Annotated in this window: 11 protein-coding genes; 4 read left to right on the forward strand and 7 right to left on the reverse strand. The window is 54.0% G+C overall.

The window, feature by feature from the left end:
• The first annotated feature begins 102 nt into the window (after positions 1 to 102).
• Positions 103 to 591 carry a transcription elongation factor GreB gene (gene greB, locus FD744_RS17895; RefSeq protein ID WP_097119380.1) on the forward strand — a complete coding sequence of 163 codons (489 nt, stop codon included), beginning with the start codon at positions 103 to 105 and terminating at the stop codon, positions 589 to 591.
• A 122-nt stretch (positions 592 to 713) separates the two neighbouring features.
• On the opposite strand, the gene yjbE is transcribed toward greB, so the two are convergent.
• Positions 714 to 956, reverse strand: a complete 243-nt coding sequence (gene yjbE, locus FD744_RS17900; protein WP_160868896.1) for an exopolysaccharide production protein YjbE — start codon at positions 954 to 956, stop codon at positions 714 to 716.
• A 514-nt stretch (positions 957 to 1470) separates the two neighbouring features.
• Here yjbE and ompR point away from each other — a divergent pair.
• Both ompR and envZ read left to right on the forward strand, forming a co-directional pair.
• Positions 1471 to 2190 (forward strand): two-component system response regulator OmpR, encoded by a 720-nt coding sequence (gene ompR / locus FD744_RS17905; RefSeq protein ID WP_001157751.1) that lies wholly within the window; start codon positions 1471 to 1473, stop codon positions 2188 to 2190.
• The gene (envZ, locus tag FD744_RS17910) at positions 2187 to 3545 is read left to right on the forward strand and encodes a two-component system sensor histidine kinase EnvZ (RefSeq protein ID WP_058960579.1); all 1359 of its coding nucleotides are present in this window, start codon (positions 2187 to 2189) and stop codon (positions 3543 to 3545) included. The genes ompR and envZ overlap by 4 nt, the downstream gene beginning before the upstream one ends.
• Positions 3546 to 3689: 144 nt before the next feature.
• Here envZ and pckA read toward each other — a convergent pair whose 3' ends face one another.
• From pckA to FD744_RS17935, 5 genes are all read right to left on the reverse strand, one after another.
• Positions 3690 to 5309, reverse strand: coding sequence for a phosphoenolpyruvate carboxykinase (ATP) (pckA, locus tag FD744_RS17915; protein ID WP_160868897.1), 1620 nt, complete (start codon positions 5307 to 5309; stop codon positions 3690 to 3692).
• A gap of 269 nt (positions 5310 to 5578) precedes the next feature.
• The gene (gene hslO / locus FD744_RS17920; RefSeq protein ID WP_160868898.1) at positions 5579 to 6451 is read right to left on the reverse strand and encodes an Hsp33 family molecular chaperone HslO; all 873 of its coding nucleotides are present in this window, start codon (positions 6449 to 6451) and stop codon (positions 5579 to 5581) included.
• A gap of 25 nt (positions 6452 to 6476) precedes the next feature.
• On the reverse strand, positions 6477 to 6878 hold the full coding sequence (gene hslR, locus FD744_RS17925) for a ribosome-associated heat shock protein Hsp15 (protein ID WP_160833813.1): 402 nt from the start codon (positions 6876 to 6878) through the stop codon (positions 6477 to 6479).
• A gap of 13 nt (positions 6879 to 6891) precedes the next feature.
• Complete coding sequence (yrfG, locus tag FD744_RS17930; protein WP_038644273.1) at positions 6892 to 7560, reverse strand: GMP/IMP nucleotidase; 669 nt, start codon at positions 7558 to 7560, stop codon at positions 6892 to 6894.
• 52 nt (positions 7561 to 7612) lie between these two features.
• Positions 7613 to 9754 (reverse strand): intracellular growth attenuator family protein, encoded by a 2142-nt coding sequence (locus FD744_RS17935; RefSeq protein ID WP_160868899.1) that lies wholly within the window; start codon positions 9752 to 9754, stop codon positions 7613 to 7615.
• A 397-nt stretch (positions 9755 to 10151) separates the two neighbouring features.
• On the opposite strand from FD744_RS17935, the gene nudE reads away from it, so the two are divergent.
• Complete coding sequence (gene nudE, locus FD744_RS17940) at positions 10152 to 10718, forward strand: ADP compounds hydrolase NudE (protein WP_034819632.1); 567 nt, start codon at positions 10152 to 10154, stop codon at positions 10716 to 10718.
• Between the two features lie 49 nt (positions 10719 to 10767).
• On the opposite strand, the gene mrcA is transcribed toward nudE, so the two are convergent.
• Entirely contained in the window at positions 10768 to 13317 is a 2550-nt protein-coding gene (gene mrcA, locus FD744_RS17945; protein ID WP_034819629.1) for a peptidoglycan glycosyltransferase/peptidoglycan DD-transpeptidase MrcA, read from the reverse strand.
• Positions 13318 to 13456: the final 139 nt, after the last annotated feature.

Raw genomic sequence — 13456 nt, forward strand, 5'->3', positions numbered from 1 at the left:
ATGCAGCGCGCACATCGCTGTGCACACCTTGCTGAGAGCAAAGCAGTCGCTTATTGTTGGCCTCTTTGCAGTAACGATACCTTGTTATCACGAGTAGACGTCATGAAAACCCAACTGATTACCCGCGAAGGCTATAACAAATTACGTGCCGAACACGACCATTTGTGGAACGAGAAGCGTCCGGAAATCACAAAAATTGTCTCCTGGGCGGCTAGCCTTGGTGATCGTTCAGAAAACGCCGATTACACCTACAACAAGCGCCTGTTGCGGCAGATAGACCGCCGTGTGCGCTATCTGCGCAAATGCCTCGCCGATCTGAAAATTGTCGATTATGCGCCGCAACAGGAAGGAAAGGTGTTCTTTGGTGCCTGGGTTGAGGTGGAAAATGAACAGGGTGATGCAAAGCGATTCCGCATTGTGGGGCCGGATGAAATCTATGGCGATGCGGTTAAGGATTACATCTCCATTGATTCACCGATGGCCCGTGCGCTGATCAAGAAAGAGGTGGATGACGAAGTCGTGGTGAATACGCCGGAAGGACAGAAAGTCTGGTTTGTTAACTGCATCGAGTATGTGAAGAACCCAGAGTAAAAAAGAGGCGGAGAATAATGGCTTGGGTAAAAAAGCCTTGGGTGCAACTTATTCTCCGGTGGCGAAATGGGCTGGCGTAAAAGGGGAAGCGCCGCAGCATTGCCGCGCCTGAAAGATTTGGATTATTTGCCTGGCGTGGTCGCGGTGGTGGTCGATGTGCTGCTGGTGCCTTTGTCACCGCCGCCCATGGTTGCCAGTGCCACCCCTAACAGTGCACCCACGGCACCCACACCAATCGCGTCTGAATTGCCTTTGGCGGTAGTGGAGGCCTGGGCTCCCGCCGCTTCACCCGCGCTGGTGGCCGCATGAGCCTGAGAAAGGCTGACCAGCACCAGTACACTCAGCAAGACCGCAGATTTTTTCATTTTTCTCTCTCCAAAGATGCGCAATATCAGCAGGAACCCTTGCAGTTTCTGAGATCGTTGTGTGGGAAGAAAGTGCTTATTAGTGTCTGATTAATCAGACTTTATTTAACACTGGCCTTATCTGGCGCGAGATGCGTATTGTTCCGAGAGCAGATGAGCACTGAAAACGAAAAGAGCCAGATATTATGCTGCGAATGGTCGCCCATCGAATGATTCTGGCCTGTCGACTTAAGCCAAATGGCCCCAAATGCTGTGATAACGAGCGGTCTTCGGCCCGGTGATCCATTTTCGAAAAGAAAACCGCGTAAATTTTCGGATTAGCGCTAAGCGGCTGGAAAGCCCCGATAAAAAGCGGGAGACAACGCGCATTTCAGGGCTTAAATTAAATATAAGCTGCTGTTTAATATGCTTTGTAACAATTTCGGCTAGAATATAAACCATTAATAACTGTCACATGCAGGCATCTTTTTTACACAATATTGACTCAGGCAATGGCGCCTTTGGGAGTTGAACAATGCAAGAGAACTACAAAATTCTGGTCGTCGATGATGATATGCGTTTGCGCGCACTGCTCGAACGCTATCTCACCGAGCAGGGCTTTCAGGTGCGCAGTGTCGCCAACGCCGAGCAGATGGATCGTCTGCTAACTCGTGAATCATTCCATTTAATGGTGCTGGATCTGATGTTGCCAGGCGAAGATGGCTTGTCCATTTGCCGCCGTTTGCGCAGCCAGAGCAACCCGATGCCGATCATTATGGTGACGGCAAAAGGCGAAGAAGTGGATCGTATTGTCGGACTGGAAATCGGTGCTGATGACTACATTCCAAAGCCGTTTAACCCACGTGAACTGCTGGCCCGTATTCGTGCCGTGCTGCGCCGTCAGGCCAATGAATTGCCAGGTGCGCCTTCACAGGAAGAAGCGGTTATCGCCTTCGGTAAGTTCAAACTGAACCTCGGCACGCGTGAAATGTTCCGTGAAGATGAGCCAATGCCGCTGACCAGCGGTGAGTTTGCAGTGCTGAAAGCACTGGTGAGCCATCCGCGCGAACCGTTATCACGCGATAAGCTGATGAACCTGGCGCGTGGCCGTGAATATAGTGCGATGGAACGTTCTATCGACGTGCAGATTTCCCGTCTGCGCCGCATGGTAGAAGAAGATCCGGCGCATCCACGCTACATCCAGACCGTTTGGGGTCTTGGCTACGTCTTCGTTCCGGACGGCAGTAAAGCATGAGGCGATTGCGCTTCTCTCCTCGCAGTTCGTTTGCCCGCACCCTGTTATTGATCGTTACCTTGCTGTTCGTCAGCCTGGTAACGACCTATCTGGTGGTGTTGAATTTCGCCATTCTTCCAAGTTTGCAGCAGTTCAATAAAGTCCTCGCTTACGAAGTGCGTATGTTGATGACCGATCGACTGCAGCTGGAAGATGGCACGCAACTGGAAGTGCCACCTGCCTTCCGGCGTGAAATTTATCGTGAACTGGGTATTTCGTTGTACACCAACGCGGCGGCGGAAGAGAGTGGTCTGCGCTGGGCACAGCATTACGAATTCCTTAGCGAGCAGATGGCGCAACAGCTGGGTGGCCCGACCGATGTCCGTGTCGAGGTTAACAAGAATTCCCCCGTGGTCTGGCTGAAAACCTGGTTGTCGCCAGACATCTGGGTGCGTGTGCCGTTGACTGAAATCCATCAGGGCGATTTCTCGCCACTGTTCCGCTACACCCTGGCGATTATGTTGCTGGCGATCGGCGGTGCCTGGCTGTTTATCCGCATTCAGAACCGACCCCTGGTCGACCTGGAGCATGCAGCGCTTCAGGTCGGTAAAGGCATCATTCCTCCTCCGCTGCGTGAGTATGGCGCATCGGAAGTGCGTTCCGTAACACGAGCTTTTAACCAGATGGCGGCGGGCGTCAAACAGCTTGCCGATGACCGTACGCTGCTGATGGCGGGTGTCAGTCATGATTTGCGCACCCCTTTAACACGCATTCGTCTCGCCACCGAGATGATGAGTGAACAGGATGGCTATCTGGCCGAGTCGATCAATAAAGATATCGAAGAGTGCAACGCCATCATCGAGCAGTTCATCGACTATCTGCGCACCGGGCAGGAGATGCAGACCGAACGCGCCGATCTCAACAGCGTGTTAGGCGAAGTGGTGGCGGCGGAAAGCGGCTATGAGCGTGAGATTGAGAATGCGGTGATGCCGGAAGAGTTGATGCTGGATATCAATCCGCTGTCAATTAAGCGTGCCGTGGCGAATCTGGTGGTGAATGCCGCGCGTTATGGTAACGGCTGGATCAAAGTCAGCAGCGGTCAGGAACTGAATCGCGCCTGGTTCCAGGTGGAAGATGATGGTCCGGGTATTAAGCCCGATCAGCTTCAGCATCTGTTCCAGCCTTTTGTACGTGGCGATAGCGCACGCAGCACCAGCGGCACCGGCTTGGGGTTGGCGATTGTGCAGCGTATTATCGACGCGCATGAAGGCTCGCTGGAGATCGGTGAGAGCGAACATGGCGGATTGCGCATTCGCGCGTGGTTGCCGATACCGGAGAATAACGGTACGGCGTTAGTCAGCACGCATCACAGTTAACGCTTCGCTCAGATAAATGTGGAGCGATGACTGTTTCGCCTGCAGGCATCCGCGACTGGCTGCGTAGCCCTCAGCACCACAGTTGAAAAATCACGCCGCTTAAGACTGAGTATCAATGAGCCGCCATTTGGCGGCTCATTCACTTCACAACTGCGGGCCAGCCTGAACCAGCGCTTTGCCGGCATCGTTATCGGTATACTTCTCAAAGTTGGTGACAAAACGCTGCGCCAGACCCTGCGCGGCCTCATGCCACGCGGCTTCATCCGGCCAGCTGCGACGTGGATCCAGAATCGCATCATCGACTTTTTCCAGGGTCGCAGGCATCTGCAGGTTAAATACCGGTAGTGTTTCCATCGCTACGTCGTCCAGCTCACCCGCCAGAATCGCATTGATGATGGCGCGGGTATCTTTCAGTGAAATACGTTTACCGCTGCCGTTCCAGCCGGTGTTAACCAGGTACGCTTTAGCTCCCGCTGCTTCCATGCGCTTCACCAGCACATCGGAATATTGCGTTGGATGCAGCGTCAGGAAGGCCGCGCCGAAGCAAGCTGAGAACGTCGGGGTGGGCTGAGTGACACCGCGCTCGGTACCGGCCAGCTTGGCGGTAAAGCCCGACAGGAAGTGGTACTGGGTCTGTTCTGGCGTTAAGCGCGAAACCGGCGGCAGTACACCAAAGGCATCAGCGGTCAGGAAAATCACGCGCTGCGCATGGCCCGCTTTGGAGACCGGCTGCACGATGTTTTCAATGTGCTCAATGGGATAGGAAACGCGCGTATTTTCTGTTTTGCTGGCATCGGCAAAATCAACGCTGCCATCCGCTCGCACCACCACGTTCTCCAGTAGTGCATCGCGGCGGATAGCACGATAGATCTCCGGCTCAGCTTTCTCCGACAGATTGATGGTTTTGGCGTAGCAGCCACCTTCGAAGTTGAAGACACCATCATCGTCCCAACCGTGTTCGTCATCGCCAATCAGCTGGCGATCGGGATCGGTGGACAGCGTGGTTTTACCGGTGCCAGACAGGCCGAAAAACACCGCAACGTCACCCGCTTTACCCACATTCGCCGAGCAGTGCATTGACGCGATGCCTTTCAGCGGCAGCAGGTAGTTCATGATGGCGAACAGGCCTTTCTTCATCTCGCCGCCGTACCAGGTGCCGCCAATCAGCTGCATGCGTTCGGTGAGGTTAAAGGCGACAAAGTTCTCAGAGTGTAAACCCTGAGCCTGCCAGTCCGGGTTGGTGCACTGCGCGGCGTTCATCACCACGAAATCCGGCTTAAAGGAGGCCTGCTCGGCTTCATCAGGGCGGATAAACATGTTTTTGACGAAATGCGCCTGCCAGGCGACTTCCATCACAAAACGTACGCTGAGGCGGGTATCCGGATTCGCACCGCAGAAAGCGTCGATGACAAACAGACGTTTGCCAGAAAGTTGTGCGGTGCAGCGATCTTTCAGCGCCTGCCAGGTTTCCTGCGACAGCGGCTGGTTGTCATTTTTACCGTTGCCGACATCATTCCACCACAAGGTGTCACGCGTGGTGTCATCGCGCACGATGTACTTATCTTTTGGCGAACGTCCGGTAAAGATACCGGTATCCACGGCAATGGCGCCGCTCTGCGTCAGGGTGCCTCGCGCATAACCTTCAAGTTCCGGGCGGGTTTCTTCCTGAAACAGCGTATCAAAGTCAGGGTTGTACACCACTTCTGTGGTGCCGCTAATGCCCAAAGCGGCAAGGTCTTGCGATGTCAGGCCGTGAACGCGCATGTGGCTGCTCCTTAGATCGATGCTTCATAGCATTTTTATGAGGGTGTCTGCGTCCTGTCGTGCATGGCCGGACAGGGCAGATCGCGCGCAGTGTACACGTCTGAGCAGGGCGTAAAAGTGAAGAGAGTTAAAAATGCGAGCTGGAACGTGACAAGCAGTGAATTCTGCCAGTTAAGAAACTAAAGTCAGTGTAAGTTAGTTAAATTACGCGGAAGTTGATGGGTTAATTCCTGACAGAAATGCGGGCGGCGATGCCGCCCGTAGGGGAATTAGTGCAATTGATCGCTGTTATTTGTAGGTGAATTACGAATCGCAGCAATGTCTACGGCATCGTAAACATAATGCGAACCGCAATAGTCGCAGTGCATATCGATCTTGCCATCCTCTGCAAGGATTTCGTCCACTTCTTCAACCGGCAGTGTGTTCAGTACTTCGCCACAGCGCTCGCGTGAACAGGTGCATTTGAAACTGACCGGGGTCGGATCAAACACCGTGGCCTCTTCCTGATGATACAGGCGCCACAGCACATCCGTCGCAGGCAGCTCAATCAGCTCTTCGCTCTTCACAGTTTCGGTCAGGGTCGCCAGATGATTGAAATCATCCTGGCTTGGCTCTTGCGCAGGCAGCACCTGCAGCAGAATACCGGCGGCGCCTTTGTCGCTGGTACGAATAAACAAGCGAGTTGGCAACTGCTCAGAACGCATGAAGTAATCTTCCAGGCAGCCAGCCAGCGTATCGGCTTCCAGACCAACAACACCCTGATAACGCTCACCCTTTTCTGGTGAAATGGTAATCACCAGATAACCGTTACCCACCATCTCTTTTAGGCTGCTGCCCGGCGCGATGACGGCATCTTCCTTCACGCGTGCAACGCCACGCAATTCCTGATTGTTATTGCCGTTGATCACCGCCAGCGTCAGTGGACCATCGCCCTGCAGCTGAACAGTGATGTCGCCATCGAATTTCAGCGTTGCGGTCAACAAGCTGGTCGCGACCAGCAATTCACCCAGCAGGTTTTTCACTGGTTCGGCGTAGTCGTGGTTTTTGACAATCTCACGCCAGGTTTCGGATACGTTGACCAGCTCGCCGCGAACGGCGACATTTTCGAACAGGTAACGGTGCAGTTGATCTTGAACAGACATAGTGTTTCTCTCGTTGGGGCGACGGTTATTCATCGCCCGACAATTTAAATTTCATCAGATCGCGGCGCTCTTTTTTATCCGGGCGGCGATCGGGGTGCGGCATGGTCAGGGCATTCATTTTGCGCGCCAGCGCCGTTTTTTCACGCTTCTCAATGCTGGCGGCGGTCTCCGCATACATCTCTTGCGCCTCAGTAGCAGGGCGACGTTGATCGCCAATCGCGGTGATCACTACCGTTCGCTCATCGTTGCCCTGACGCAGCGTTAACTCGGCATGCAATTCCACGGTTTTACTCGGCTTGCTACGCTGGCCGTTGTAATGCACTTTACCGCCTTCGATCATTTCGCGAGCCAGCGCGCGCGTTTTATAAAAACGTGCAGCCCACAGCCATTTATCGAGGCGGACACCTTCGCTGGTTTTTTCTTTCATTGCGGCTCCTGCTTTAACGCAGCGTTTCACACAACTGGCGATAGTCTCGCACTGCAGCATGACGCTGGAAAGATTGATCGGGCCGACCGGAATCCGGATTGCTGACGCCTAAACACCAGCGAATGCCCCAGCGTGCCGCCGCATCGAGGATCGCTTCGCTGTCATCTATGAACAGCGTGCGCTCGCTATCGAATGCAGTTTGCTGCTGAACGGCCTGCCAGAGACGTGGATCCTCTTTCGGATACCCAAAGGTATGGGTAGAAAGTAATAAATCAAGGTGGGGAGCCAAACCGGTTTGCTCCAGCTTTACCTCGAGGTTGTACGGATGCGCATTGGTCAGCAAAATGGTGCGTTTACCCGCAGCACGTAGTGCCTGGAGTAGCGGCAACGTATCCTCGCGCATGGCGGCACGGTGACGTTTTTCCCATGTCATGGCCCGGATATCTAAGGCCAGTTCTTGCGACCAGTAATCAAGACAATACCAGTTTAGCGTATGCACCACGGCTTGATACTTTTGCTGAATCAGCTGATGTGCCTCGGCCAGCGTGATATCACGCTCGCGGCTCAGGGTTTCCGGAACGTGTTCCAACCAGAAATGGCGGTCGAAGGCGAGATCGAGCAGCGTGCCATCCATATCCAGCAGCACGGTATCAATCCCGGACCAGTTTAGCGTCATCGTCATACTCTCTCGCCCTAAAAAAATAGGGCGACAGGGTAGCACAGAAGGGAAGGGCTCAGAACAGTGAGCGCACGCTCTGCATAGTGCTCAGATTGTGATTGAAGCACTTGTCGTAATACTGCTGAATTTCCACCATGCGCAGGCGATTACGATGCACACGTCGCAGGGCCAGTAGCCCATTGGTGACGCCGCAGAGGATCAGCACCAGCATCAATAATGCGGTACCGAGGTATCGCCATTGCGCCATCGCATCCGGTTCATTGTGCAACGCAATGTGGCGTGTGCCGTTAGCGTCAGTGGTGATGCTGGTAATGATGCCGTTGGCAGCAAACGGCGTGTGCAACAGCATGGCGGACATGCGTTGCAATTCGCGCCATTGCGATGGTGCATCAAGATCAAACAGCGACACGGAAGGCTGTGGCTGATTCACCATCTGACGACCCTCATCACTCACTATCAGGAAGCCGCCCGGTGGTGGGCTATTCAGATTTTCTGCTGCACGACGGGTTTCACGCGAGAAGAAGGTCGAGGTCGCGGTATTCACCAGGTTCTCCAGCGCTTCCGCACTGACCGGGCGTAACAGCACGTTCATGCCGTTAAGCTTGCCGGAATCTGCGCGGTGGATCAGTGAATCCCAATCCTTAGCATTGCCCAGATTCACCAGGGCATTTTTCAGCCGGACGCAATCCTGCTGCTGGCTGCACAGATCCTGTGTTTTCAGCACTAAATCAGAGAAATCATCCAGCAGAATCATGCCCGATTTCTGTATCGCGGAGGCGAGCTGTGGATTGAGTTTCGGATCAGTGTTGGTTTCCGGATGCAGCTGACGTGTGGTGGTATCAAGCAGAGCGGCAGCTTTATCGATGATATCCGACTGCGGCTGCGGCAGAGGTGCTGCGTTATTCCAGTAAATGGCTGAGCAATCGAACGGCATATACGCATAGCTGCGATTGCTTTGATAGTTGCCCGGTACGGAACACATGCCGGTTCCGCTCACCTTCAGGTTGTCACCGATGTGCAGCGGCAGGGCGTTGAGTTTATCCACGCTATTCACTTCAATGCTTTCGGTGCCTTTTACCCATGCGAGGCTGAGCTTGATTGGCATACTGAGCGGAATCCAGGTAAACAGCATCACCAGCACCACCAGCGAACCACATGCCAGCACCAGATTTTTGCGCCAGCGCTGAACCGGGAAGTTGCGAACCTCATCGTGCAGGGAGAGGAAACGCCCCTGGCGCACCACTTGCCGATTCAGATAGATATCGACATCCGTCACCTGGCCCAAATCGTGCGCCACATAGGGTTGCCAGTGGGCGGGATAAATTAAATCGATAATGCCCAGCGAGATATTGCTCTGCTCTTGATTGGATTCACCAAACAGGCCCCAGCGTTTCGGTGCTCCGCGCAAGCAGTGCACATCGCGCAGCCCTTTTTCACCCGGGAAGCGGTAAAGGAACCACAAGCTAACCGCAATCATTACGCAGGCTGACAGGGCAATCCACAGCATCAGGCTTCCGGGCAGCACCAGGCTGAGGAAGAACATCAGGAAGGCAAAGCAGATAACAATGGCCTCGCGCGTGCCATCCGGCCGCGATAGACGGTACTCTTCCGGCGATTCTTTACGCACTTGCAGCAACTCGACATTTTCGCTCTCCTCTTTACGAATAGAGGCGTTGGTCGACATTGAGCGCACCAGCGGCGGCAAGGCGGGTTGTTCTACGGCATAGTTTACTAACGAGTGACCGTTGAGTGAGATCACCAGCGGCAGCGTTTGAGTGCGGATCAGCTCAACATAATTCTCTTCCGCAATGTACTGCTCCCACAGCGGTGGCAGATGTACTTCCACTTCATCGAGGTAGTAGCGCCATTGATGCGCATCATCCGTTGAAAGGCCATAGCGAGTGATGGAACGTGTGACGGGATAAACATTGTTGCTCTGCGCCGTGAGCGTCAGGGATTCGGTCTCACGCGACTTCTTTGAGGAGCGGGCAGCACTCTGTTTTTGCTGTTTCGCCAGGGACGCAATGTACGCTTCAACGGCGTGACGTTCTTCATCAGTGAGTTTGCGGCAGGGGGGACTTATAAACGGCAGCGGTTTCGCCAACGGCGGACGATGCCGCATAGCGTACCAATAACCTATTCCTGCTATCAGAGAGCAGGCCAGCATGACAGCCAGAATGATGATAAAAGTGCTCATGCTTTGCTCAATCCAGCCAAAAAACTGCCTTCACGTTTACGATGTGCTCCCGATGGAACCATTATTACCAGTCAATTTTGGCGAGCAGAAGTCATTCTTACAAGAAAAAACTCAGATAAAATAACGCGCAAAATCATTGAATTATAATTTATTAGATTATTCCTTAATGGGATGTTAACCACAGGGCACTCAATTAAATATCGGTATTTTCTGAATTTAACAAAACCCCATTGACTTATTGTGAAAATTTAAGTGTATAGATAACAATAAGTTGTTAGCAGACGTAAGCAAATGTGTGTCACGATGCTTTCCCTGCGCTGCGTGTCGCACATTGCTGCGGGCTTCGGTATGCTGGCGTCATCGCGATTCACAAGGCTGTGCTAAGTTTGAGGCTGATATGAAAACTCCAATGAAAAAACCTGACATCCTCAACGTGGAAGCGGTGGCCCGCTCCCGCTTGTTTACTATTGAAGCGGTTGATCTCGCTTTCAGTAACGGTGCACGCCGTGTCTATGAGCGTATGAAACCTTCCAACCGGGAAGCGGTGATGATTGTGCCGATTCTGGGTGATGATGTGATCCTGATTCAGGAATATGCCGTAGGGTTGGAAAGCTATGAGTTGGGTTTTCCTAAGGGGTTAATTGACCCAGGCGAAAGCGTGTTTGAAGCCGCAGACCGTGAGTTAAAAGAAGAAGCCGGCTTTGGTGCCCGAAAACTCGAAGCGCTGGGTAAACTCACTATGGCGCCGTCTTACTTCTCCAGCAAAATGAACATTGTGGTGGCAGAAGTGCTTTATGAAGAGAAGCTGGAAGGGGATGAACCTGAACCGCTGATTGTACACCGCTGGCCGCTTAATAACCTACTGGCGTTGCTGGAAGAGCCTGACTTCCGTGAAGCCCGGAATGTCAGTGCGCTGTTCCTGGTGCGTGAGTGGCTGGTGAAGCAGGGTCGATTGACCTACTGAATACGACAAATACGCAATAAAAAAGCCGGCGAATACGCCGGCTTTTTTATCAGAACAGTTCGTGGCTTTGGCCGTTGTCCATGAGTGTGGTGCCCACATCATGCACTGAATACTCCGTTGGCTGAGTGCCATTGATGAAGTACTCCTGACGGGTATTGCCGCCACCGTTGGCCAGCTTGCCCGTACCGCGATCGATCGTCACAGTGACAACGCCATCTGGCGGTGTCAGCGGCTGTACCGGCACGCCATCCAGCGCAGATTTCATGTACTCATCCCAGGCAGGCTGAGCACTCTTCGCGCCGCCTTCATAGCCAGAAATCTGGTCAGGAATCGCGCCTGACATGGTCGAGCGGCCCAGCGCGCGTGAATCATCGAAACCAATCCACACTGAGGTCACGACACCAGGGCCGTAACCCGAGAACCACGCATCCTTTGAACTGTTGGTGGTACCGGTTTTTCCGCCGATATCGTTACGCTTCAGGTCACGACCCGCACGCCAGCCTGTCCCCATCCAGCCTGGCTCACCGAACACGTTGGAGTTCAGTGCGCTTTTGATCAGGAACGACAGCGGTGTATTAATCACATGCGGTGCGTATTGCTGGTCACCTGCGGGTTGCGGCTGAGCAGGCACTTGCTCCAGCTCCGGCTGTGGCACCGCCTGATTCTGCGATTGATCGGAGGTCGCGACGTTTTCCACGCTCTCTTCGCTCAACGCCAGCGATTTTTTGGTATCACCGTAGATCACCGGCAGATTGCACTGTGGGCAGGCAATCTTCGGTTTCTCTTCGAACACCACGCCGCCTTGTTCATTCTCAATTTTGGTAATGAAGTAAGGATCGACAAGGAAGCCGCCGTTAGCCATCACGGCATAACCGCGCACCACCTGCATTGGGGTAAACGAAGCCGCACCCAGTGCCAGTGATTCGGTATGGATGATGTTCTGTGCTGGGAAGCCGAAGCGCTGCAGATACTCTGCGGCGTAATCCACACCCATCGCACGCATCGCACGTACCATCACCACGTTTTTCGACTCACCCAGGCCCTGACGCAAGCGGATAGGCCCCGCATAGGTCGGCGGTGAGTTTTTGGGGCGCCAGTCGGCTCCGGCACCCGCATCCCAACGTGAAATAGGCACATCGTTCAGAATGGAAGCCAGCGTCAGTCCACGGTCCATCGCGGCGGTATACAAGAACGGTTTGATGTTTGAACCGACCTGACGCAGTGCCTGTGTCGCGCGGTTGAACATACTCTGGTTGAAGTCGAAACCACCGACCAGCGCGCGTACCGCACCGTCTTCTGGATTGAGCGAGACGAGGGCCGAGTTGACCAGCGGCACCTGACCTAACCACCAGTCGTTATCGACTTTACGCACCCAAATCTGCTGGCCTGCCTGCAGTACCTGCGTCACGCTGCGCGGCGTCGGGCCTTGTAGCGTGTCGGATTTGTAAGGACGCGCCCAGCGAACGCCCGCCATACTCAGAGAGACGCTGCTGCCGTCTTTCATCATCGCGGTGGCTTCATCGGCCGTGGCAGTGGTCACCACGGCGGCATTCAGTGGACCGTAGGTCGGCAGATCTTTCAGCGCGTTTTGAATGCGGCTCTTATCCCAGCTTGCTTCGCCCACTTTCCACAGCACGTTAGTCGGGCCGCGATAACCATGACGCATGTCATACGCCATCACGTTATTGCGCACAGCTTGCTGTGCGGCCTCCTGCAGATGACGCGTGACGGTGGTGTAAACCTTGTAGCCATCATCGTAGGCGGCGTCACCGTAGCGTTTCACCATCTCCTGGCGCACCATTTCGCTCAGATAAGGTGCGGAGAAGGCAATTTCGGGACCATGATAGGTTGCGACCAGCGGCGTGTTGCGCGCGGCATCATATTGCTGCTGCGTGATGTAATTCTGGTCAAGCATACGCGCCAGTACCACATTACGACGCGCCAGCGCGCGCGCATGAGAGTAAAGCGGGTTAAAGGTTGACGGTGCTTTCGGCAGACCGGCAATCATCGCCATCTCACTCAACGAAAGCTGATCAACCGGCTTACCGAAATAGACCTGTGCAGCCGCTCCGACACCATAGGCGCGGTAACCCAGATAAATTTTGTTGAGGTAGAGCTCAAGGATTTCATCCTTGCTCAGCAGTTGTTCAATGCGAATCGCCAGGAACGCTTCCTTGATCTTACGCATCAGCGTGCGTTCAGGGCTAAGGAAGAAGTTACGTGCCAGCTGCTGGGTAATGGTACTGGCACCCTGCGAAGCATGGCCGGACACCAGCGCGACGCTGGCAGCACGGAAAATGCCCACCGGGTCGACACCATGGTGCTCATAGAAACGGCTGTCTTCGGTTGCAATGAACGCTTTGATCAGCTCAGGCGGCATCTGTTGCAAGGTGAGCGGCACGCGGCGCTTCTCACCGTACTGGGCGATCAGTTCGCCATCCGCGCTGTAAACCTGCATTGGGGTTTGCAAACGCACGTCTTTCAGCGTGTTCACATCAGGCAGCTGCGGCTCTATGTATTTGTACAAACCATAAACCGTGCCTGCTCCCAGCAGAATGCAACACACTGTAAGAATCAATAAATACTTTACGAACTTCACCTGAGAATTCCCATCTGTTGTCGTTTGGGCAGTTTATAAACAATCGCGCGGTAGTATAAAGGCAAGCCTGACGCTTTGATATACCCGTCATACTTCGAGCGGCAGCTACGTCGGCTGCGCGAGCTCACCTTAGACGCTG

Source organism: Pantoea sp. Taur (assembly GCF_009830025.1).
GTDB lineage: Bacteria > Pseudomonadota > Gammaproteobacteria > Enterobacterales > Enterobacteriaceae > Pantoea > Pantoea communis.